Annotated in this window: 23 protein-coding genes; 5 read left to right on the forward strand and 18 right to left on the reverse strand. The window is 65.0% G+C overall.

What is annotated here, in order from left to right; all coding sequences use genetic code 11:
* Positions 1–57 precede the first annotated feature (57 nt).
* The 7 genes from AC57B5_RS04605 to lptF all read right to left on the reverse strand — a co-directional run bounded on the left by AC57B5_RS04605 (position 58) and on the right by lptF (position 7822).
* Positions 58–1020 carry a helix-turn-helix transcriptional regulator gene (locus AC57B5_RS04605; protein WP_496398848.1) on the reverse strand — a complete coding sequence of 321 codons (963 nt, stop codon included), beginning with the start codon at positions 1018–1020 and terminating at the stop codon, positions 58–60.
* Positions 1021–1130: 110 nt separating this feature from the next.
* Positions 1131–2825 (reverse strand): tannase/feruloyl esterase family alpha/beta hydrolase, encoded by a 1695-nt coding sequence (locus tag AC57B5_RS04610; RefSeq protein ID WP_492385133.1) that lies wholly within the window; start codon positions 2823–2825, stop codon positions 1131–1133.
* A gap of 105 nt (positions 2826–2930) precedes the next feature.
* Entirely contained in the window at positions 2931–4097 is a 1167-nt protein-coding gene (locus tag AC57B5_RS04615; protein ID WP_496398849.1) for a pyridoxal phosphate-dependent aminotransferase, read from the reverse strand.
* 58 nt (positions 4098–4155) lie between these two features.
* A complete protein-coding gene (locus AC57B5_RS04620; protein WP_034398475.1) occupies positions 4156–5097 on the reverse strand; it encodes a CysB family HTH-type transcriptional regulator in 942 nt (313 codons plus the stop codon).
* A 64-nt stretch (positions 5098–5161) separates the two neighbouring features.
* On the reverse strand, positions 5162–5575 hold the full coding sequence (locus AC57B5_RS04625) for a sirohydrochlorin chelatase (RefSeq protein ID WP_496398850.1): 414 nt from the start codon (positions 5573–5575) through the stop codon (positions 5162–5164).
* Positions 5576–5585: 10 nt separating this feature from the next.
* Positions 5586–6695, reverse strand: a complete 1110-nt coding sequence (lptG, locus tag AC57B5_RS04630) for an LPS export ABC transporter permease LptG (RefSeq protein WP_486303002.1) — start codon at positions 6693–6695, stop codon at positions 5586–5588.
* The gene (gene lptF, locus AC57B5_RS04635) at positions 6695–7822 is read right to left on the reverse strand and encodes an LPS export ABC transporter permease LptF (RefSeq protein ID WP_013802622.1); all 1128 of its coding nucleotides are present in this window, start codon (positions 7820–7822) and stop codon (positions 6695–6697) included. The genes lptG and lptF overlap by 1 nt, the downstream gene beginning before the upstream one ends.
* Positions 7823–7845: 23 nt before the next feature.
* Here lptF and AC57B5_RS04640 point away from each other — a divergent pair, with 23 nt between their 5' ends.
* Genes AC57B5_RS04640 through AC57B5_RS04650 form a run of 3 tightly spaced genes read left to right on the forward strand, consistent with a single transcriptional unit; the run spans position 7846 to position 10737 of the window.
* Positions 7846–9423 carry a leucyl aminopeptidase gene (locus tag AC57B5_RS04640; RefSeq protein ID WP_043820987.1) on the forward strand — a complete coding sequence of 526 codons (1578 nt, stop codon included), beginning with the start codon at positions 7846–7848 and terminating at the stop codon, positions 9421–9423.
* A 45-nt stretch (positions 9424–9468) separates the two neighbouring features.
* Positions 9469–9900 (forward strand): DNA polymerase III subunit chi, encoded by a 432-nt coding sequence (locus AC57B5_RS04645; RefSeq protein ID WP_012205376.1) that lies wholly within the window; start codon positions 9469–9471, stop codon positions 9898–9900.
* A gap of 3 nt (positions 9901–9903) precedes the next feature.
* Complete coding sequence (locus AC57B5_RS04650) at positions 9904–10737, forward strand: hypothetical protein (RefSeq protein ID WP_496398851.1); 834 nt, start codon at positions 9904–9906, stop codon at positions 10735–10737.
* A 46-nt stretch (positions 10738–10783) separates the two neighbouring features.
* On the opposite strand, the gene AC57B5_RS04655 is transcribed toward AC57B5_RS04650, so the two are convergent.
* The gene (locus AC57B5_RS04655; protein WP_013802619.1) at positions 10784–11800 is read right to left on the reverse strand and encodes a D-2-hydroxyacid dehydrogenase family protein; all 1017 of its coding nucleotides are present in this window, start codon (positions 11798–11800) and stop codon (positions 10784–10786) included.
* Between the two features lie 188 nt (positions 11801–11988).
* Between AC57B5_RS04655 and AC57B5_RS04660 the strand changes: the two genes are divergently transcribed.
* Positions 11989–13263 (forward strand): tyrosine-type recombinase/integrase, encoded by a 1275-nt coding sequence (locus tag AC57B5_RS04660; RefSeq protein WP_496398852.1) that lies wholly within the window; start codon positions 11989–11991, stop codon positions 13261–13263.
* Here the strand turns inward: AC57B5_RS04660 and AC57B5_RS04665 are convergent.
* Together AC57B5_RS04665 and AC57B5_RS04670 are read right to left on the reverse strand one after the other, a co-directional pair.
* On the reverse strand, positions 13250–13495 hold the full coding sequence (locus AC57B5_RS04665; protein WP_012205378.1) for a helix-turn-helix transcriptional regulator: 246 nt from the start codon (positions 13493–13495) through the stop codon (positions 13250–13252). The genes AC57B5_RS04660 and AC57B5_RS04665 overlap by 14 nt on opposite strands.
* A gap of 194 nt (positions 13496–13689) precedes the next feature.
* Complete coding sequence (locus AC57B5_RS04670) at positions 13690–15528, reverse strand: DNA cytosine methyltransferase (protein ID WP_496398853.1); 1839 nt, start codon at positions 15526–15528, stop codon at positions 13690–13692.
* Positions 15529–15737: 209 nt separating this feature from the next.
* Between AC57B5_RS04670 and AC57B5_RS04675 the strand changes: the two genes are divergently transcribed.
* Complete coding sequence (locus AC57B5_RS04675; RefSeq protein ID WP_496398854.1) at positions 15738–16589, forward strand: hypothetical protein; 852 nt, start codon at positions 15738–15740, stop codon at positions 16587–16589.
* Positions 16590–17041: 452 nt separating this feature from the next.
* Here AC57B5_RS04675 and AC57B5_RS04680 read toward each other — a convergent pair whose 3' ends face one another.
* The 8 genes from AC57B5_RS04680 to AC57B5_RS04715 all read right to left on the reverse strand — a co-directional run bounded on the left by AC57B5_RS04680 (position 17042) and on the right by AC57B5_RS04715 (position 20485).
* Entirely contained in the window at positions 17042–17254 is a 213-nt protein-coding gene (locus tag AC57B5_RS04680) for a hypothetical protein (RefSeq protein ID WP_239971149.1), read from the reverse strand.
* 169 nt (positions 17255–17423) lie between these two features.
* Positions 17424–17720 (reverse strand): H-NS histone family protein, encoded by a 297-nt coding sequence (locus tag AC57B5_RS04685; RefSeq protein ID WP_496398855.1) that lies wholly within the window; start codon positions 17718–17720, stop codon positions 17424–17426.
* 334 nt (positions 17721–18054) lie between these two features.
* A complete protein-coding gene (locus AC57B5_RS04690; protein WP_310636845.1) occupies positions 18055–18237 on the reverse strand; it encodes a hypothetical protein in 183 nt (60 codons plus the stop codon).
* Positions 18234–18467 carry a hypothetical protein gene (locus tag AC57B5_RS04695; protein WP_496398856.1) on the reverse strand — a complete coding sequence of 78 codons (234 nt, stop codon included), beginning with the start codon at positions 18465–18467 and terminating at the stop codon, positions 18234–18236. The genes AC57B5_RS04690 and AC57B5_RS04695 overlap by 4 nt, the downstream gene beginning before the upstream one ends.
* Before the next feature lie 45 nt (positions 18468–18512).
* Positions 18513–19364, reverse strand: coding sequence for a YfdQ family protein (locus tag AC57B5_RS04700; protein ID WP_496398857.1), 852 nt, complete (start codon positions 19362–19364; stop codon positions 18513–18515).
* Positions 19365–19402: 38 nt separating this feature from the next.
* Complete coding sequence (locus AC57B5_RS04705; RefSeq protein ID WP_496398858.1) at positions 19403–19819, reverse strand: YfdP family phage-associated protein; 417 nt, start codon at positions 19817–19819, stop codon at positions 19403–19405.
* A gap of 76 nt (positions 19820–19895) precedes the next feature.
* Positions 19896–20183 (reverse strand): hypothetical protein, encoded by a 288-nt coding sequence (locus AC57B5_RS04710; protein WP_496398859.1) that lies wholly within the window; start codon positions 20181–20183, stop codon positions 19896–19898.
* Positions 20184–20188: 5 nt separating this feature from the next.
* Positions 20189–20485, reverse strand: coding sequence for a hypothetical protein (locus AC57B5_RS04715; RefSeq protein WP_496398860.1), 297 nt, complete (start codon positions 20483–20485; stop codon positions 20189–20191).
* Positions 20486–20581 lie beyond the last annotated feature (96 nt).

The following is a 20581-nucleotide window of genomic DNA, read 5'->3' on the forward strand; positions in this document are numbered from 1 at the left end:
TGAGCCCGGATTGTGGGAAATGTGCGCCGCCGCCGCCTGTTCCCGGCGACGCCAGTCCTATGGTTTGCGACGCAGGCTGCCTTGGCTGGGCGCGTGGCCGAAGCGCTGGCGAAAGGCCGTGGCGAAATTGCTGGCGTGCTGAAAGCCCACGCAGTCGGCCGCTTCCTGCACGCTCCAGCCCTGTGCCAGCCGCTCGCGCGCCAATTGCATGCGGCGCTCGCGCAGCCAGCCGAACACGGTCTGGCCGTAGGCGGCCTGGAATTTCTCGCGCAGCGTGGTCGGGCTCATGCAGGCCAGGCGCGCCAGGTCGTCCAGGCTGTGCGCCTGGCCCGGCGCTGCATCCATGCACTCGCGCACGCGCTCCAGGCCGCGCCTGTCCCTGGGATGGATGCGCGGCGAGGGCGCAGGCCGTGGCTGCGCATGTGCCTGCAGCGCGCAGGCCAGCACCTGCAGCGCAATGCCTTCGCGGTGCAGCCGGGCCAGGCTGCCGCTCCAGACGCCATCGAGCAGCTGGCGCAGCGAGACGGCCAGATGCTCGGGCAGCGACCAGGCATGCAGCGGCGGGCCGGACTGCCGCAGGGCATGGTGCAGCAGCTCGGCCAGTTCGGCATCGGCGCAGGCCTCAGGTGCCTCGATGGACAGGTTGAAGCCGCGCACCGTCTGGCCTGCCGCATGGGTGGCCTTGAGCACCTCGGTGTCGCCGCAGGAGAATGCTGCTGCGGCATGGCGCGTCACGCTCAGGGCCTTGCGGGCGCCGGGCAGCTGCAGCTCGGCCTGGCCGTTCAGCAGGACCACGGCGGTGAAGCGCCGCGGATGCTCGGACGTGGATTCATAGCCATGGTTGATGCGGATGTCGGAGCTGACCAGCTGCAGGCCCGAAGGCAGTTGGTGCTCCTGTACCTGGCCTTCGAAGATGCAATCGTTTTCGGAGACGGTGGAGAGAAAGCGCACGCTGAAACCGTGGCGCTGGCGCATTGCGTCGAGCTGCGCCGTGGTGTAGCGCTGGGAAGGGGCGGGCATGGGCGGAGGCGGAAAGGCGGTGGCGGGAAGCGCTCGCTGCAGTGAACGCTTCTCATTATCGCTGCAGGCTTGCTCCGGCCCTGCGCCGTCCAGCCCGCAGATGCGCAGGCTCAGGGCAGGGCGCAGACAAAGCTGGCCGCATCCTCCACATTGCCCGTGCCGGCGGCTGCGCCCTCGAACCTGTACCTGGCAATCTTCGGATACGGGCACAGCGGGCGTGTGCGCTGCGGAAAGTCCGCGCTGGACGGCAGGGCCCTGGCGGCGATGGTGTCCGGGGCGATGCCTTTCTCCACCCAGTCGACCATGGCCTGTATGGAGTCGAAGCTGTCCGTGGCCGGGCCGCCCGAGCAATGGTTCATGCCCGGCACGAGGAAGGTGCGCGCAAAGTCCTGCGTGGCCTGCATGCCGCCGTTGTTGGCGGCCAGGCGCTCGTAGTAGTCCAGCGTGTCCAGCGCCGAGAAGATGGGGTCGGACATGCCGTGGATGAAGAGCATCTTGCCGCCGTGCTGCCGGAAGGCCGTGAGCCGGTCATCCCGGTAGGTGTCATAGATGGCCGAGTAGGCCTGCATGCGCGCCGGGTCGGTGTCGAAGTTGAAGGCCAGCGGGTTGAAGCCCAGGTCTGGCGGGGTGAGGAATTCGTTGACCAGCGCATCCACGATCAGCGTGATGTAGCGCGAATCCGGCGTGGCGGTGGTGGAGCTGCCCAGTGTCCAGGTGCGCCAGCCCGGCGCTGCCAGGCCCGGATCCCACGGCTGGCCCGCATACAGGGCCTGGCCTGCCGAGTTGCGCGGCCCGGCAAACACGTTTCTGAGCGCGTTCACCTGTCCGCTGCTCAGGCAGCTGCCGGTCTTGGCGCCGCCGCACTGCAGCACGCCGGGGTCGAAATGGCAGGCCTTGACGTGGTTCACCATGCCATCGGCCACGCCGTCGGCCGCATCGCAGGAGGCGGTCACGGCCTTGGCCACCAGGTTAAGGTCCTCGTTGCTGAAGGCCCGGGAGAGGATGCGCCGGCCACTGCTGTCGGCCGGCGCGATGGCGTCGAACTCGATGGTGTTCCACATCGCGGCCACCGTTGCGCCGCTCGATACCCGCATGGCAGGGGCGCCGGCCGTGATGGCGTCGAAGTAGTCGGGAAAGCGCTGCGAGAACACCATGCCCTGGCGTCCTCCGCCCGAGCAGCCCGAAAAATAGGAGTGCTCAGGCTTGCGCCCGTAGCGCGTGGAGATCAGCGATTTGGCCGCCACGGCGGTCTTGTCGTAGGCGTTGTAGGCGTGGTCCAGCCGGGCCTGAGGGTCGGCACCGAAGCTGGCCGTCGTGCCGGTGTGGCCCGCGTCGGTGGAGACCACCGCAAAGCCCTGGCCCAGCGGCGAAGGCGTTGCGCCAGAGATGCTGGAGCTCAGCGAGGTGTCGCGCAGGATGCCGTCGTTGCCACCGCCGCCGATGAAGAGAAACCGGCCGTTCCATTGGTCCGGCAGGCTGAGCTGGAACCCGATAGCGTAGTTCTTGCCGTCCACGCCCACGCGCGGGTTGATGGCGCCGGTGACTACGCAGTGCCCGGGCAGCAGCGCGCCGGTGCTGGCGCCGCCCGGCCTGCGGGTGTCGGGCGGCACATAGCTGGTGGACAGCCGGGTGGCCGCAAGGCCTGCCCTGTCAGGCAGGTCGGCGCAGGCGGCCGCCGGCGTTGTGGCATCGGCCAAAGTGGGGCTGCTGCCACCGCCGCAGCCCGCCATGAGCAGGGATGCGGCAAAGGCGGCCGTGGATGGAAAAACGCGCCGCAAGGCGCGTGGGGCGTGGTCGGTTCGCATGGCTTGTGTCTCCTGTCGCCCGAGCGTAAGACCAGGGACGGAGGGGCCATGTCATCTCAGAGGATGACGGGACAACCCGGCGTGGGCGCTGCCCCGCGCCCGGCTTCAGAGTTTGCGCAGCCGCTCCAACGCCGCGCGCAGCGTGCTGTCTTGCTTGGCAAAGCAAAAGCGCACCACGCGCTGGTCGAAGCCGTCGCCATAGAAGGCCGACAGCGGGATGGCCGCCACGCCATGCTCCCGGACCAGCCACTGGCAGAACGCGGCTTCGTCCAGGTCCGACACGGCCGAGATGTCGGCGCAGACGAAGTAGGTCCCCGCCGTGGGCAGCAGGCGCAGGCGCGAGCCTTCCAGGCCCTGGCAGAACAGGTCGCGCTTGGCCTGGTAGAAGGCGGGCAGCTGCAGGTAGGGCGCAGGGTCGGCCATGTAGCTGGCCAGGCCCGCCTGCATGGGCGTGTTGACGGTGAAGACGTTGAACTGGTGGACCTTGCGGAACTCGGCCGTGAGCGCGGCCGGCGCGGCGACGGTGCCCACCTTCCAGCCCGTGACATGGTAGGTCTTGCCGAAGCTGGAGACGATGAAGGCGCGCGCCGCCAGGCCGGCAAAGCGCGCGGCGCTCTGGTGCTGGCGGCCGTCGTAGACCATGTGCTCGTAGACCTCGTCGCTGATCAGCAGCACGTCGGTGGGCGCCAGCAGCTCCTGCAGCTGCAGCATCTCGGCATCGCTCCAGATGGTGGCGCTGGGGTTGTGCGGGCTGTTGATGATCAAAAGCCGTGTGCGCGGCGTGATGGCGGCGGCAATTTTGGCGAAGTCGGGCTTGAAGCTGCCCGGCGTCAGCGGCACGCGCACGGGCACGCCGCCGGCCAGCTCGATATTGGGCACGTAGCTGTCGTAGCAGGGGTCGAGCACGATGACCTCATCGCCCGCATGCACGGTGGCCAGGATGGCGGTGAGGATGGCCTGCGTGGCGCCGGCCGTGACCGTGATCTCGGGGCCCGCGTCGTAGCGGCGGCCGTACAGCGCCTGCATCTTGTCGGCCATGGCCTGGCGCAGCTGCGGCAGGCCGGGCATAGGCGGGTACTGGTTGTGGCCGGCCTGCATGGCGGCCGTGACGGCATCGACCAGCCTGGGGTCGCAGCCGAAGTCGGGGAAGCCCTGGCCCAGGTTCACCGCCTGGTGTTCGGCGGCCAGCGCCGACATGGTGGTGAAGATGGTCGTGCCCACATGGGGCAGGCGGCTGGGGAAGGCGGGCGTGCGGGGCGTGGCAGAGGTCATGGCGGAGGCAGCGGAAAACGGGAACGGGCCCGCACTGCGGGCCCGGTGGGGCGGAGGATCAGAGTTCGTAGTCGTGCACGTGGCCGCTCATGGCGCGCATGATCAGGTCGCGCGTCAGGCGGTCGCTGAGCAGTTCTGCGAAGCGGTAGACGAAGTTGCGCAGATAGGCGCCGCGCTTGATGGCCACGCGCGCCACGCTCTGGCCGAACAGATGGCCCATGGGGCGGACCACGAGGTCGTTGACCGGATCGTCGCGCATGGCCATCTCGGCCACGATGCCGATGCCCAGGCCCAGGCGCACATAGGTCTTGATCACGTCGGAGTCAATGGCCTCCAGCACGATGCGCGGACGCAGCCGGCGCGTGGCGAAGGCCTGGTCGATCTTGCCGCGCCCGGTGAACGAGGGGTGGTAGGTGATCAGCGACTCATGGGCGATGTCGTCCAGCGTGATGCGCTCTTTCTGTGCCAGCGGATGGCCTGTGGGCATGACCAGCACGTGCTGCCATTCGTAGCAGGGCAGGGTGACGAGATCGGGGTAGTCGGCCAGGGACTCGGTGGCCATGCCGATGTCGGCGATTTCGTCGATGACCATGCGCGCCACCTCGGCCGGCGTGGCCTGGTGCAGGCTGATGGTGACCTTGGGATACAGGTCGCGCAGCCGTGCCACGGCGGGCGGCAGCACGTAGCGGGCCTGGGTGTGGGTGGTGGCAATCGACAGCGTGCCGCTGTCCTGGGCGCTGTACTGCTCGCCGATGCGCTTGAGGTTGCCGATCTCGCGCATGATGAGTTCGATGCTCTTGAGCACCTCCAGGCCGGGCTCGGTGATGCGCTTGAGGCGCTTGCCGTGGCGCGCGAAGATGTCGATGCCCAGCTCCTCCTCCAGCTCGATGATGGCCTTGGAGACGCCGGGCTGCGAGGTGTGCAGGGCCTTGGCCGCCTCGGTGAGGTTGAGGTTGCGGCGCGCCGCTTCTTGGACGAATCGGAATTGGTGCAGGTTCATGGCGGTGACAGCTGGGTGCAGCGCGCCATTATGCTGCATTTATATAAAGAAGCGATTCGTTATTTCAGCTTCCTGAACTGCCGGAAGGCTCCATGGCCGCCAACGCCAGCTCTGCCAGCAGGGCCGTGACACGTGGATGCTCGCCCACGGCCGGCTCCAGTTCCACGGCCACCTGTGGATGGGTGTCGCGGATCTCCTGCACCAGCTTCGGGATGTCCTCACGCGCATGCTTGCCCGTGCCAAGGAACAGGGGCAGCACGGTGATGCGCGTGGCGCCCGCCTCGACCAGCCCGCGCGCGGCGGTGGGCAGGTCGGGCGCACAGGCTTCCAGGTAGGCGCATGCAGCCAGGCCGTGGGGCCGCGTTTGCCGGACGGCGCCGAGCACGGCCTCGATGGGCTGGCGCCACAGGGCGTCGCGGGAGCCGTGGGCCAGCAGGATCAGGCCGGCAATGCCGGCCGCTGTTGTGTCGTTTTGCATGGCAACGGGTCTAGCGGCGCAGCACCAGCCAGGTGAAGGCGGTCAATGAAAGAAGGCTGTAGAGCAGGCCCGGCGCCGCAGCGGTCAGCCAGGGCGACCAGGTCTGCAGCGTGCCGATGTAGCCGAACACGTTGTTCAGCAGGAAGAAGCTGATGCCGGCCATCACACCGCCGAACACATAGGCCGCGATGCCGCCCGAGCGGAAATGCAGATAGGCAAAGGGCAGGGCCAGCACCACCATCACCAGGCAACTCATGGGGTAGAAGACCTTGCGCCAGAACTCGATCTCGTACTTCTGCGCGGCCTGGCCGTTGGCCTCCAGGTGGCGCACGTACTGGAACAGCGAAATGGTGGACATGCGGTCGGGCTTGAGCAGCGCGGCCGAGACCATTTCGGCGCTGATGCCGGTCTTCCAGACCAGGCTGTCCTCTTTCTCGCGCAGCAGCACCATGCCTCCGTCGGCCTTGGCTTTCAGGCGGCTGGCCTCAACGCCCTGGAGCGTCCAGGATTCGCCATCCTCGCTGACCCGCGCCGCCTGCGCATGGATCTGGGCCGAGATGCGGCCCTGGCCGTCAAAGTCGAAGATGCGCACATTGGAGAAATCGCCGGGCCCGCGGATGGCGCGCACGTTGATGGCGATGGAATGATCGCCCTGGCGTTCCTTGAGCCAGGCACCCGTGGCGCCGCGCGACAGCTGGGCCAGGTGGATGGCGCGGATGTTCTGGCCCGCGTTCTCGGCCGCCGGCGCCAGGTAGTCGCCCGTGCCGAAGGTGGCCAGCACAAAACCCAGGCCCAGCACCATCAGCGTGCGCAGCGCCAGCCAGGGGCCCATGCCGCTGGTGCGCATGATGGTGAATTCCGAGCTCTGGGCAAAGCGCGCCATCACGTAGATGGTGCCGATCAGCACGGTGATGGGCATCAGCTCGTACAGGTGGCTGGGGATGCGCAGCACCACGAAGAGCAGGGCGTGCGTGATCTGGTAGCCGTTGTCGCCGCCGCGCCCGACCCAGCGCAGCTCATCGACCAGATCGAAGAAGAAGAACAGCGCCAGGAAGGCCAGCGTCACATAGCTGACGGCCGCGATGATGTCGCGGTACAGCAGGTTTCTCAGAACTCTCATCAGGGCACCGCCTTTGCGTCGTCCAGGGCAGCCGGCTTGCAGGGCCTGCGCCACAGGTCGCGCGGCGACCAGCGCTTGTGCCGTGCCAGCAGCACCAGCAGTGCCAGCAGCAATGTTCCTCCGTGCAGCAGGGCCGTCATGGCGGGCATGCTCAGCTTGCCCGAGGCCACCCAGTTCTCGCCCAGCGTCATCAGGTTGTAGTACACGATGAAGGCGAACAGCGCGAGCATGAGGCTGCCGCTGCCACCAGCGCGCGGGTTCACGCTGGCCACGGCCAGGCCCAGGATCACGAAGTTCAGCGCCGCCAGCGGCAGGCCGATGCGCCAGCCCAGCTCGGCGCGGTAGATGGGTTCGGTGCGCGGCAGCAGCTCATGCGTGTACGTGCTGCGCGCGGCCATTTCCTCGGCGGCGGCCAGATTGCTGCCGCTGCCGAGCTGCGTGCCGTATTCCTTGAACTCGCTGATCTTCACCGAGCCGTCGCTGGTCTGCGTTTCCATGCGCTGGCCGTCGGTCAGCACGGCCATGCGTTCGCCCTTGACCACTTCCAGCCGTGCCCCGCGCGCCGAGGTCACGGACTCGCGCCCGCGCTCATTGGCCACGATGAACACATTGTTGGCAGCGGTGGCGCTGGGCACGTCCTTGTCGATGAAGAACACGCGCGAGCCGCCGGCAGACTCCTGGAACTCGCCGGGGGCGATGCGGTCGATATCGCTGCGCTGCTCGAACTGGGTCTTGATCTGCTCGATCTGCTGGTTGGCCCAGGGCAGGATGCCCAGGCCCAGCACGGCGATCACGGCCAGCACCGGCCAGGCAAAGCGCAGCAGCGGGCGCAGCAGGCTGGCCAGCCCCTGGCCTGCGGCGAACCAGATCACCATCTCGCTGTCGCGGTACATGCGCGACAGCGAGCCGACCACGGCCACGAAAAGCCCCAGGCCCAAAATCGTGGGCAACTGGCCAAGCACCGTATAGCCCATGACCAGCAGAACGTCGGAAGGGCTGACATTGCCCTTGTAAGCCTGGCCCAGCGTGCGGATCAGCATCATGGTCATGACGACCGTGATCAGCACCACGACCGTGGCACCGAAGCTGCGGGCCAGCTCTTTGCGTATGGATGAATCGAATAACATTGGCTGAAAGGAAAACGCCGATTATGAACTTTGAACTGAAGCCGTTGACGACTGCCGCAGCAGTACGTGAAAAGTGTGACCTGTTGTTGGTGCTGGTGACCGAATCCACGGTCACGGGCAGCGACGCGCTGTCCACCCTGGTCGCACACGCGGTCAAGGCCGGAGATTTCGAAACGGCAGCCGGCAAACAGCTGGCACTGTACGGCCTGCCAGCCGTCGCTGCACGCCGCGTCGTGCTGCTGGGCGCGGGCAACGGCTCGGCACGGGAAGTGCGCCAGGCCGTGGCCGGCGCAGGTGCCGCGCTCAAGGCGACCGGTGTTGGCAAGGCCTTGCTGTGCTTTGGCTTCGATGCGGCAGGCCCTGCCGTTGCTGCCGCCGTTCTGGCGGCGGCCGATGCCTGCTACAGCTATACCCACACCAAGCCCCAGGCCAAGCCCGTGGCGCTCAAGAAGCTGGTGATTGCCGCAGCCGTCAAGGCGGGCGACAAGAATGGCGTTGCCGACGCTTTCAAGACCGCCGTGGCCCAGGCCGAAGGCATGACCCTGGCACGCGAATGGGCCAATCGCCCCGCCAACCACGCCACGCCCACCTTGCTGGCTGACGCGGCCCGCGCCCTGGCCAAGCTGCCCGGCATCAGCTGCAAGATCCACGGCCCCGCCGAAGTCGCCAAGCTCGGCATGGGCGCTTTCATGGCCGTGGCCCAGGGTTCGGAGCAGCCGCTGCGCTTCATCGAACTGCACTACAACGGCGGCACCAAGGGTGCCGCGCCCGTGGTGCTGGTCGGCAAGGGCATCACTTTCGATACCGGCGGCATCTCGCTCAAGCCTGCCGCTGAAATGGACGAGATGAAGTTCGACATGGGCGGCGCCGCCAGCGTGCTGGGCGTGTTCCATGCGCTGGCCCGGCTGCAGCCGGCCGTCAATGTCGTCGGCCTCATTCCAGCGTCCGAGAACATGCCCGGCGGCGCTGCCGTCAAGCCGGGCGACGTGGTCACCAGCATGAGCGGTCAGACCATAGAAATCCTCAACACCGATGCCGAAGGCCGTCTCGTGCTCTGCGATGCGCTGACCTACGCCGCCCGCTTCAAGCCCCGCGCCATGGTGGACATCGCCACGCTGACCGGCGCCTGCGTCATCGCCCTGGGCGGGCTGCGCAGCGGCATGTTCTCGCCCAGCGACGAACTGGCCCGCGCGCTGGAGCAGGCCGGTGATGCGGCACTGGACCCCTGCTGGCGCATGCCGCTGGACGAGGAGTACGGCGAAGGCCTCAAGAGCAATTTCGCCGACATGGGCAATGTGGCTGGCCGCGCGGGTGGCGCGGTCACGGCAGCCAAGTTCCTGCAGCGCTTTGTGGGCGACATTCCCTGGGCGCACCTGGACATCGCCGGCACGGCCTGGAAGAGCGGCGCCGCCAAGGGCGGTACAGGCCGCCCCGTGGGCCTGCTGCTGCACTATCTGCTGGCCGGCATCGATGCTGGCAAGGCGCAGGCCAAGGCTGCGGCACCCCATAAAGCTGCTGCACCCAAGAAGCCGGTGCCACCCAAGGCAGGATCTGCCAGCCGCCGCAAGGCTGCAGTTGCCGCTCAGCCGGAGCAGGCATGAGCGCATCGTCCCCGTCAGCCCGGGCCTGTTTGAAGGGAGCATCGCTTGACTGAAGTGGCCTTCCATTTCAACGCGCCCGACAAGCTGGCCTATGTCTGCCGTCTGGCGCGCAAGGCGCTCAGGCACCGCACGCAACTGGTGGTGCTGGGGTCGCCGCCGCTGCTCAAGGCCTTGTCGCCCAGGCTGTGGAGTGTCTCGCCCACCGACTTCCTGGCCCATGCCGGAGAAGGCGATGGGGCAGACATCATGGCCTTCTCGCCCATCGTTTTGCTGGAGCGGCTGGACGGCGCGCCGCACCACGACATGCTGGTCAACCTGGGCGGCGAAGTGCCCGAAGGGTTCGAGCGCTTTGCGCGTGTCGTCGAAGTGGTTTCCGCCACCGACGAGGAAGACCGCCACCTGGCCCGGCAGCGCTGGAAGCACTATGCGGCCCAGGGTATTTCAATCAAGCGCCATGACCTGGTCCTCAAGGAGTAAGCCATGAGCGCTCCTCCCTCCAAAACCCCACCGCGCTTTGTTCCCACGCTCACCGATGTCGTTGCGGTGGATGCGGTGCAGGCACCGGTTCAGACGGTCGAACCCCCGGCACCCCTGGCACACCCCGTGTCCGAACTTCCGCTGACGGACGAAGCGACGCCCTGGGCCAGCGAAGGCATGCTGGCGCCTCGGCGTGGCGTGGTCACCCTGCCTGCGTCCCTGCCGCCGCTGCCGCAGGACCTGGAACCGCAGCGGCCCATGGTCGCCGAGCAGGATGCACCTGAGGAAATCCCGACACCTGCAATGCAGCCTGTGCTCTCGGACTATCAGCCGCCCAGCGCCCCGTCCGTGGAAATGCAATTGGCCCAGGAAAGCCGTCTGGCCGAAATGGCTGATGTGACTGATGCGCCAGATGTGGCAGGTGCGGCAGATGTGGCTTCAGCGGGCGACGTGGCACCGGCCGGGGAAGTGGTCCCTGCCGACCTGGTGGTCCCGGTGGTGCAGGCTGTCGTGGCAGAGGCGGCTGCCGGGCCGACGCCGGCTTCCCCCGCCATGCCGGCAGCCCCCACCATGGAGTCCATATGGGACAGTCATGCGCAGCAGGTCACCGAGGAATATCTGGTCCATCGCCTCATGCAGCGTGTGGACCTGGTGCTGGACCAGCGCTTGCGCGACGCCATTGCCACCGTGGTTCAGCAGCAGACACGGTCCATCGTCGTGCGTCTGCGCGAGGAGGTGGAATCCGTCGTGCGCCAGGCCGTCTATGAGGCGGTGGCCGATGAACTGGCCTTTCGCGCCACGGCCGCACGTGGCGACTCCGGCCAGGGCAGCCGTTGAGTGCCGGGCAAGGGCGGGCGGCGCAAGCCCCCGCCTGACCCGGTCGTCAGCCTGCGCGGGCCGGGCCTGAGAACACCTCGGGATTGAGGATGTTGCTGGGCTGCCCCGCAACGAAGTTCACCACATTGTCGAAGGCGGCGCGAAAGTACAGCTCGTAGCTGTCCTGCTCCACGTAGCCGATGTGCGGCGTGCAGATGCAGTTCTCCAGCCGCAGCAGCGCATGGCCCTGGAGGATGGGCTCGCTCTCGAACACGTCCACGGCCGCCAGGCCCGGCCGGCCTCGGTTGAGCGCACCCAGCAGGGCATCGGCCTCCACCAGCTCCGCGCGCGAGGTGTTCACGAACAGGGCGGTCGGCTTCATGCGTGCCAGATCCTGCGCCGTGACGATGCCGCGTGTGGCCTCATGCAGTCGCAGATGCATGGACAGCACGTCGGATTCGGTAAAGAAAGCCTCGCGCGATTCCGCCGCCGCAAAGCCATCGGCCTGGGCCTTCTGGCGCGAGCTTTCGCTGCCCCAGACCAGAACCTGCATGCCGAAGGCATGGCCGTAGTGCGCGACCAGCCGTCCAATGCGGCCGTAGCCCCAGATGCCCAGCGTGCGCCCGTGCAACACGCTGCCCAGTCCGAAATTCGCAGGCATGGACGCAGCCTTGAAGCCCGATTGCTGCCATGCGCCGTGCTTGAGGTTGGCGATGTACTGCGGCAGTCGCCGCGTGGCCGCCATGATCAGCGACCAGGTCAGCTCTGCCGGCGCAATGGGCGAGCCCACGCCCTCGGCAATCGCAACGCCCTGGTCGGTACAGGCCTGCACATCAATATGGGCGCCGGCCTTGCCGGTCTGCGCGATCAGCTTCAGGCGCGGAAGCTTTTCCAGCAGCTGCCGGCTGATCTGCGTGCGCTCGCGGGTCAGCACGATGATGTCCGCATCGCGCAACCGCACCGACAGCTGGCCAACGCCCTTGACGGTATTGGTGAAGACCTTGGCGTTGAAGGGCTCCAGCAGACGAGCACAGTCCAGCTTGCGCACGGCGTCCTGGTAGTCGTCAAGAATGATGATGTTCATTGCCTGTGAATCCGTCATAAGCCTTTGATTTATCTCTGGTTTGCCGCGTAAGATGTTGTCGGCAAATGATTTATTCCATTCCTGCGCTTACCTTTGTGCTTCATCTGCGCTTGCCTGGACTCGTCTACACTTCACCGCTCGGTATAGGTTTTGTGTAGGTTTTTCCGGCATTCAAGGTGTAGCTTCAGATGTTCTTTGACGCACGTTCAGCCAAGACCCTAAAGCAGGGCGAACACATTGTCGTACAAGGTTGCCCAGGCTTGAGGCTCGAAGCGACGGCCAGCACGAAATCTTGGACCTATCGTTACAGAAGCTTGGCGGATTCGGTAAAGCTCAAGCAGGTCAAACTCGGCCAATGGCCAGCCATGTCGCCAGCCCAGGCTGCAGCCGAATGGCAGGCAGCACGGGACCTGCGTGAGCAGGGAAGAGATCCAGCGGACGAGCGAAAGCTGGCGCGCAAGGCTTTGGCGCAACCGGTTGCACAGGTTTACACATTGGCCAAGCTGGTGGACGACTATGCCGCCCGGTATCTCATGGTCAACCGAGAGGCCAAGGGCGCCCGCAACATCGAGCAGCGTCTGCGCAATGCGATCTCGGGACGGGAGTCGACATCCGTGGCCGAGGTGGGGCGCTCTTTTGTCTACGACGTCATTGAAGGTCTGGCCGACCGCCCCGTCTTGGCCAAGTCCGTGAAGACGGAGATGGCAGCTGCATGGCGCGTGGGGCTGGAGTCAGGGCGAATTCCGGACGGCATGCCCAACTGGTGGGCGGAACGCACGTCCCACAAGCTTCGCAGCAAAGGGGCAGTGCGAGATGGAAAACACAAAGGCACCAGCAAGCGCGTGCTGAGCGGAGCGGAGATCAAGACGCTGATCGGCGGTGAGCTGTCGATGTTCAGCCAGCAGGTTCAGGATTTCCTGACGCTGCAGCTGTGGACATGCACGCGCGGCGGGGAGATCTGCCAGATGCAGAAGAAGCAGTTGTCGGAGGAGGGGGGTGTGCTTTGGTGGACCGTGCCCAAGGAGGCAATGAAGATTCGGCACGTTGAGGTCGCACATGACCTGCGTGTGCCTTTGTTCGGTCGGGCCGAGCAGATCGTGCGACGTCTGCTGGCGAATGAGGGGCAATGGCTGTTCCCGAGCATCGGGCGCGATGGTGTGCTTAAAGGGCAGACCCAGGCCTACATGCAGACCAAGGTGCACTATCTGCAGCCCTACAGCAAGACGAAGCCCGAGCACAAGCGGGCGCGGCTGACCGTGACGCATTGGTCACCGCATGATCTTCGGCGGACGGGGCGCACCATCCTGGCGTCGATGGGCTGTCCGCATGAGGTTGGGGAGGCGATCCTTGGCCACGTCCTCCCTGGCGTGGCGGGCGACTACAACCTCTACCGGTACGACGCCGAGCGCAGCCAATGGCTGGCGGCGCTCGATGCGAAGTTGGAGGAGTTCATCGGGGCTTAGGGGCACCGGTGTTCTCAGGTGGCAGCAGCTCGGACGCTGGCCGACGGGCGGACCAGTCATCGAGCTCCGCGCGCAGCCAGCCAACGCGCCTGGCAGAAAGCTGGCGGGGCTGGGGTATCTGGCGCTCACGCACCAGTTGTTCGAAGGAACTTACGCTCAGCGCCACGTAGGCTGCGGCATGCTCGCGGCCGAGCACGGCAGGTGCAAAGTTCAGAGTGATGCTCTTGGACATGTTCGTCCTCAATGAAAAAGGCCCGCGGGTGCGGGCCAGGTTGGTGGTTCGTCGTTGTCGGGGAGCGGCGCGCGCTTGTCGCGCCAGTTCTTTGGTTTCTTGCTGGCCATGGTCAGGTTTCCTTGATGTCGTGGGTGCGCTCGTAGAACCGCGTCATTGCGGCGGCCAGCGCGTGGCGGGCCGGGTTGGAGGTGTCAGGCGACTCGGCGCACTTGCCAGGCCGTGGACTCGGGCGAGTTGAGCGAGACGATCTGCTGCATGGGCACGGGGCTCACGGAGTTGCCCACCATCCGCACCTGGGCGGTTTTCGTCAGGGGCTTGCCAGAGGCCGTTCGGTCGATGACGTAGCCCGGGGGGAAGTCCTGGGCGTTGTAGAGCTCGCGCGGCACCAGCATTCGCAGCGTGATGTCCACGATCACCCAGGGCTCGCCCTTGAGCCAGACCGTCACGAGCGCAAGGCGGTCGTGCGTGGTGATGGTGGTCATCGGATCGCGCAGGTCCGCCCACTGGCCGCCATTGGCGTGGTAACGCATCAGGAAGGCGGCGCAGCGCAGGGCTCCGGCCTCCTGCTCAGGCGACAGGTGGTACTGGATCAGGGCATGGTGCTCGGCCCCGGCGGTGACCGTGGGCACGGGCTCGCGCATGTCGCGGCCCACGCTGTTCCGGCGCAGCGTGCACAGGTGGGCGGCGATCAGCTGCTGCTGGCTGCCGCTGGTGGTCACGGTCGATACAGGTTCGCGCAGGTCGCGGGCCGGCGTGCTGTTGAACCCGCCGTTGGCCTGGACCATGAACGCGGATGCCAGGCTCTGCCCGCCGCCGCTGGCCGTCACCGTGCCCAACGGCCCCCGGATGTCGTTGGCGCCGTGGCTCCAGCGCTTGCTGCCTTCCTTTCCCTCGCCGGGCCCGGCCTGCACAAGGTAGGCCGAGCTGATGGCGTGCTTGATGCCGCCGGCCACGGCCGTGCCCAGCGGCTGGGACAGATCCAGCACGCGCGGTGCTTGGCCCTTGGCCTCGCCGTAGCCCATCTGGATGAGGGTCGGTGACACCAGGGCACGGCACCCGCCTTTCTCCGTGGCGATGGTGCTCATGGGTCGGTCGAGCTTTTCGATTTTCCCGCCATGGGCCATGTTCACGATGAACGGCTGGGGGCTGTTCAGCACGAACTTGTCCAGGCCATGCGCGATCCGCCGCATGGTGGCCGGCGCCAGTTCCTTCTTGCGCCCGAAGATGCTTTGCCCGGGGATGCTCCAGTCGATGCACTCGGCTGCCTGGCGGAATGGCTTCTGGCCCGCCTTCGGATGCTTCCAGTGCGTCTGCGCTGGCCACACGATGGGCAGGCCGTCGCGGCGGGCGATCAGGTACAGCCGTGTGCGGGTGCTGCGAGAACCCAGGGTGGCGTTGCAGATCACCCGCCATTCCACCTTGTAGCCCAGGTCGCGCAGCGCCTGGATGAAGTGGCGCCAGTTGCGGCCCTTGTGCTTGGGGTCTGGCACCAGGAACTGATTGCCGCGCGGCACCACCTCGCCGGGTTCGGCTACGCGGAAGGTGGCTTTGCCCGTGGCAGGGTCCGTGATGCGGTCCAGCGTGATGACGCGGCCCGTGGCGGGGTCGCGCTTCGCAATCAGCGGGGACCACTGCATCATCTGTTCGACGTTCTCCAGTGTGATGACATCGGGCTGGGTCTTGCCGGCCCAGCGGATGACGATCCATGCGAGCGACCGGATTTCCCCGTTGCGGGGCTGGCCGCCCAGGGCCTGACTGTGGTGCGTGCAGTCGGGCGATGCGTGAAGCAGGCCCACAAGCTCGCCGCGTGTCACAGCGAGGGGGTCCACTTCTCGGATGTCGGAACGGTAGTGCCTGGTCTGCGGATGGTTGACCTCGTGCATGCCGATAGCGTCAGCATCGTGGTTGATGGCGACATCAACGGGTCGGCCGATGGCCTGCTCGATGCCTGTCGATGCGCCGCCGCCGCCGGCAAACAGGTCGATCACCAGCTTTGCCGCGAGGGGCAGGAGAAATTGATTGGTGAGCATGCGGCTCCTCTAATTTGGACCAAAAAAATGCCCTCGCGGCATGACCGGGAGGGCTTCGGGGGAGGACCTAACTCGCTCTGTCGGAGTTGGCAGGCGGATAGGTTGCTTAGATCCGATTCGTTGAGGTGTTTGAAATCAGATATCGGATTGAGTGGGTTGCCAGCTATAGTCAGGCGACTTTGTGTAGCTCAAATATCAATGGAGTTGTGATGAATCGCTTTGTTCGTAGTTTGGTATTTTCTGCCTTCGCGTCTTGTCTGGCTGCTCCTGCAATGGCGGCGCTGCCTGATTCGGGTATGTGGGCGATTGATGGAGAGCTGAACGGCAAGCCAGGGCGCGGAATTCAGATTGACAGGCAAAGCGGGTTGAATGTCATCGTCACCTACTACGGCTATAGGACGGACGGGTCGGCACTCTTCCTGCAAGCGGCAGGCCAGTTGAAGGACGAAAAGATCTTCGAGGGGGAGTTGACCGAATACCAGGGCGGTCGTGTGCTGGGAGGGCCGGCGCAGAACGGCGAATTTGTCCAAGTCGTGGGCCCTGTTCGCATCGTCTTCGACACCGAGGCATCAGCGTCCATCACACTCCCTGGCGAAGCCACTCAAGTCATGAAGAGATTTCGCTTCGAAGACCATCTGAGCCGCCTCACTGAACATGGATTCAGCTACTTGACTACCCGGGAGATGGTCTACAAGGTGAAGCCACGATCGATCTTCATCTATGCAAAAAATGGAATTTTCCGGATGAATGAGGTGTTTGAAAACGGTCGCCTATGCTTTTATGAAGGCAATTTTGAGATGTCAGGGCAGTCTCTAAATTCGGCGGGTAGCCTTACCTGCGATGCCCCATCTTCTCGCCCGGGTATTAGCTCCTACAAAATAGAGAACCTCCGGGTTGACGAGTATGGCATCCTGGCCGGACGATTTACCTGGACCGGATGGGACTCGACAGGAAAGCCCCTGGGCGGCACCGAAAGCGTTGTCGGTGCCTGTCGTTTTATCGCGGAATTCCTGGGCCCCAGCCCTTGCCTCCACAGCGGAAATAGCTTTTACACAAAGTAGAATTAAGGCGATTCCTTGGAACCATGCCTCCAAGCGAGATGCAGTTTAAAGGCTGCATGAAAAGAAAAAGCCCCTGGCGCGCACCCAGGGGCTTGAGGCACCGCCTAGACTTGGCGCGCACCCCCTTGCGGTGTATCGGCAGCCAGTTGGGTGGCTGGCGTCGGAAGAGGGGCGGTATCAGAACAGCACCTATGCGCTGTGCTCATACCTCGAAAAAAAGCCACTATTTAGTGGCTTTGATTTGGTTAACGGAGATTTTATTTGCTTGGTTAAGCATCTCGATTTATTTGCTTTTCTTCTTCATAAATCCTCCGGTCCTCTCTGGATAACGAATCACTCTTCTTTTTGCTATCAATCGCTTCTATCTGGACGCCTGGAGAAAAGATACTCTTGACAGAATCCCAGAAGACTTCCCAAGGGGTGCGAGGTTGCGAAAGCATATTGAACTCCAATCATCGCCCATTAAGGTAGGGCGGAGGTGTTTCCTGCTGTACACCAGCATCCAGATCTATCAGCGATTCCGTGTCCCAGTCGCTGCGCATTTTTTTGCGTGGCGGGTCAGGCGTGCGGAAATAGTCATCGTTAGATACAGCATGACTATCAACATCTGGAAGAGAGGATTTTTGGCGACGATTTAATGAATCCTTTGTGTCTTTGAATTTCATGTGGACCTCCGGTCCTGTGCGCGTTGACCGAAAATGACCAACTTTTTCACACTACTCTGATTTGCTGAGTAAAACCGTTTGGGTAACAACAATTACCTATATGTAGAAGCGCATCAGGGCAGCGAAATGCCTCGGGAGGGAGCGCTTCTCGCGCCCTGTGCTTACACCCTCAGGAAATGATCAGGAAACTTTCCCGGACCTTCCCATTGATCCAGTTCGGCGGCTTGCCCCGGCCGGTCCACGTTGCGCCAGTGACGGGGTCGCGGTACTTCGGGGCGCCAACGCTGCCCTTGGGCTTCTTGCCCTGGGCCGGGAAGACATCGGCAGCGGTCAAGCCGTGCTCCTGGATCATCGCGCGGGCTGCGGCGATGCCCCCGGCTTTGTGTTCGGCCTGAGCAGCTGCGATCAGGGCTTCGAGTTCGGCCTTCTGGGCCAGCAGGTTCTGATATGTGGAGGTCATGGTCATGGATTGCGCTGTGGCGCTGTTGAGGTAAATTTGCTCCCACCAATCAACACTGGAGCTACGAAGGAGCGGGGGCTATGGATGTTCGGATCACCGAAGCGGAACTCGATTTCGCCGATGTTCAGTTCGTTCGGCGAGTTCTTCTTGTAAGGCGCGAGGGCGAAGACCCAGGGGTCTCCGTCTACGAAGTCGGCGCTTTGGCTCCCCCAGGGCCACCGCCGTCGGATGACGATGCAGCCCGGTTTCACATGCTGCTGGTGGAAGTGGAGGAGCCGGAGCACGCAGGCACTCAGGTGCGTGTGCGCTCTAAGTTCTTGGAGCGCTTGCACGTATAGCTTCAATGCCCACAGGGCAGGGCATCGCCGCGGTGATGGTCTTCGGGCAGCTCGGCGCTGCAGCCGAAGCAGTGAGTGGGCTTCTGCTCGTCCCACCACAGTGCTCGGGCACGTTCGGCGGCGCGGCGCGCGGCCGGCAGATCGCGCTCGGCGCGTGTGGGCTGGTGTTCGGTGTCTTGGTTCATGCTGTCGAGGCCGTGACCACCGGGCGCTGCATCCAGATGCTGGCGAGCGTGTCGGTGACGCGCGGGCGGGAGGGGTTGCGGATGCGATAGCGGCGGTACTTGTCACACACGCAGGCGTTGCACTGGTCGGCCAGCCCGTCGGGGCTTTTGACCAGGGCGCGGAAGAAGCCCACGTCGGCCGGCCAGGACTCATCGCAGCTGATGCAGATCTTTTCGGAGGTAGTGGCCATGGCGGTGTCGTTCGCAAAGGGCGCCCCAACAGGACGCCCCTGCGATCAAATGCGCGCGGTGTTCGGCGCGCCGTTGAGGATCTGCAACTCGGTGGCGGCGGCGATCTTTTCGCGCAGGTCCTTCACGGCCTGCTCGATCACCTTGTGCGGACGGACCAGCTCCAACCACATGACGAGGTTGCCGCCGTCGATGCGGTAGCGGAAGCGCACATCCACACGCCACTTGTCGCCGTTCTCGAAGACGGGAATGCCCAGGCTGAACTGCTCGGGCACCTGCAGCTGACCCTGGCGCGCGCTGCCCTGCACGTCTTCGTCGTAGGTGAACTGGGTCGAGCCGTCCGAAAGGCGCACGCTGCTCTTAAAGTCCACCTTCTTCTTGGCTTCCAGCGTGCGGCAGACCTCCAGCAGGGTGGAACCGTCCGGACTGCCGGGTTCACGCGAGGCTGGGTCAGCAGCGATGAACACGACATCAACAAGGTTGCTCTCGATGAATTGGGCCAGATCGACCTGGCCGACCTTCTTGCCATCCATGCCGGTCCAGGCCTTCCACTCGGGTGCAAGCGGGGCGTTGTAGCGGGCTTGGTGATCGCCCCAGCCAGTGCCGAGCGCGATGTGGTTGAACACGGCAGTGAAGGTGGGCGGGTCGATGGTGCTGAACAGGCGAGTGGATTCACCCTTCTGGTCGTTGACCACGGCGATGAACGATTCGGCATCGTTCAACTGCACCGTGCCCTTCTTACGGGTCGGGGCCGCGAGCGTGTGGCTCAAGTCTTCAGCGGTGAAGCCCTCGGGCAGAAGCACGATGGGCGCGCCGGCGCCAACAAAGCGCACGGGCTGATGGCTGGCAGCCTGGATTTCACGGCTGGCGGTTTCGGTCTTGGTGTCTTGCAGGTCCACGGGGTTCTCCTTGAGGGACTGGGTTGGGGGAATGGGAGTCAGCCGACGACGCGCAGGCCGGGCTGCTGCTCAGGGGCTGCAGCGGTTTGGCGCCGCTCCTTCTGGGCAATGGATTCCTGCGACACGTCGCGCACGCCATCCAGCGTTTGCTGGCGGGGATCGCTGCGCTGCAGGTTGTTGTCTGGGGTGGTGAAGAGGATGGTTCGGCCCTTCGTAGGCGCGGGCAGCTTTGTCTTCACATCGGTGTCCAGCTCCATCTGGCCGGCCTTGCCGCCGATCGGCTTCATCTTGATGGTCAGAGTCAGCGAACCGGCTTTGCCCGTTTCCGTGGTTGCGTGCACCAGGTCGTTCAGTGCCTCGGTGGCCTCCTCGCCCAGGAATGGCGCGCTGTTGGCCAGGAAGTCGGCGAAGGCTTGGCGCTTGGCCTTGAGGGTGGGATTGATGAGCTTGCTCACGGGATGCTCCTATCTGGTTGAGGCGAAAAAATGCCCACCAGGTGGTGGGCGTTGAGGGAGAGCAGGGGAGGGCCAGCTAAATCGCGCCGCCCTCGGTGTCGTCGGCCGGCAGGTGCTGGATGAAGGGCGCGGAGATCGCTGGCGCGCGCGGCGCGATGCCGGCCAGGAACTCCTCGCGCTTGGCATAGAGCTGGTCGATCAGGGCATCGGCCAGGCGCGGCAGGTCGCGGGCGTTCATCAGCACCGCGCTGCGGTCCTTCTCGAAGGGCACGCCCAGGGCAGCGAGGTTGGCGGCGCTGAGCTGGAGCACGGGCGCGAATGCGGCGCAGATCTGCGACAGGTTGAACTTCTCGGGGTTCGGCATGGCGATCAGTGGGCCTGTGCCTTGACCTGGGACTCGCGCATCGCCTCGTAGCCGGCGAGCATCGGTTCGAGCTGCTGCCGCAGATCCACGCCGGGCTCAAGGCTCGTGCCAATGCTGGCCAGGGCGCAGCCCATGGCATACAGGCCGCCATAGACGGCGAACGCGTTGCCGTTGCGCTGGCCATAGGCGCTCAGAATTTCGATGATGGGCTCGGCCACATGCGTCATTGCATGGGCGTGGTGGTTTGGCGTGATTTCGCGGGTGATGCGCGCGCCTTCGATGGGGCTTGTGGAATGGCTCATGAGCTGGTGCTCCAGGTCAGAAAAGAGGTGCTCCGGAAATGGCGACCGCAGCAGCAAGGCCGGCAGCCGATATGGCCGACCAGAGGAAAAATCCGA

This window comes from Delftia sp. BGA-UO-ETr-SB1 (assembly GCF_059567865.1).

Coding starts and splice junctions, on each gene's coding strand:
- AC57B5_RS04605 (WP_496398848.1), bottom strand. CDS start 1,020: ATGCCCGCCCCTTCCCAGCGCTACACCACGGCGCAGCTCGACGCAATG.
- AC57B5_RS04610 (WP_492385133.1), bottom strand. CDS start 2,825: ATGCGAACCGACCACGCCCCACGCGCCTTGCGGCGCGTTTTTCCATCC.
- AC57B5_RS04615 (WP_496398849.1), bottom strand. CDS start 4,097: ATGACCTCTGCCACGCCCCGCACGCCCGCCTTCCCCAGCCGCCTGCCC.
- AC57B5_RS04620 (WP_034398475.1), bottom strand. CDS start 5,097: ATGAACCTGCACCAATTCCGATTCGTCCAAGAAGCGGCGCGCCGCAAC.
- AC57B5_RS04625 (WP_496398850.1), bottom strand. CDS start 5,575: ATGCAAAACGACACAACAGCGGCCGGCATTGCCGGCCTGATCCTGCTG.
- lptG (WP_486303002.1), bottom strand. CDS start 6,695: ATGAGAGTTCTGAGAAACCTGCTGTACCGCGACATCATCGCGGCCGTC.
- lptF (WP_013802622.1), bottom strand. CDS start 7,822: ATGTTATTCGATTCATCCATACGCAAAGAGCTGGCCCGCAGCTTCGGT.
- AC57B5_RS04640 (WP_043820987.1), top strand. CDS start 7,846: ATGAACTTTGAACTGAAGCCGTTGACGACTGCCGCAGCAGTACGTGAA.
- AC57B5_RS04650 (WP_496398851.1), top strand. CDS start 9,904: ATGAGCGCTCCTCCCTCCAAAACCCCACCGCGCTTTGTTCCCACGCTC.
- AC57B5_RS04655 (WP_013802619.1), bottom strand. CDS start 11,800: ATGAACATCATCATTCTTGACGACTACCAGGACGCCGTGCGCAAGCTG.
- AC57B5_RS04660 (WP_496398852.1), top strand. CDS start 11,989: ATGTTCTTTGACGCACGTTCAGCCAAGACCCTAAAGCAGGGCGAACAC.
- AC57B5_RS04665 (WP_012205378.1), bottom strand. CDS start 13,495: ATGTCCAAGAGCATCACTCTGAACTTTGCACCTGCCGTGCTCGGCCGC.
- AC57B5_RS04670 (WP_496398853.1), bottom strand. CDS start 15,528: ATGCTCACCAATCAATTTCTCCTGCCCCTCGCGGCAAAGCTGGTGATC.
- AC57B5_RS04675 (WP_496398854.1), top strand. CDS start 15,738: ATGAATCGCTTTGTTCGTAGTTTGGTATTTTCTGCCTTCGCGTCTTGT.
- AC57B5_RS04680 (WP_239971149.1), bottom strand. CDS start 17,254: ATGAAATTCAAAGACACAAAGGATTCATTAAATCGTCGCCAAAAATCC.
- AC57B5_RS04685 (WP_496398855.1), bottom strand. CDS start 17,720: ATGACCATGACCTCCACATATCAGAACCTGCTGGCCCAGAAGGCCGAA.
- AC57B5_RS04690 (WP_310636845.1), bottom strand. CDS start 18,237: ATGAACCAAGACACCGAACACCAGCCCACACGCGCCGAGCGCGATCTG.
- AC57B5_RS04695 (WP_496398856.1), bottom strand. CDS start 18,467: ATGGCCACTACCTCCGAAAAGATCTGCATCAGCTGCGATGAGTCCTGG.
- AC57B5_RS04710 (WP_496398859.1), bottom strand. CDS start 20,183: ATGCCGAACCCCGAGAAGTTCAACCTGTCGCAGATCTGCGCCGCATTC.
- AC57B5_RS04715 (WP_496398860.1), bottom strand. CDS start 20,485: ATGAGCCATTCCACAAGCCCCATCGAAGGCGCGCGCATCACCCGCGAA.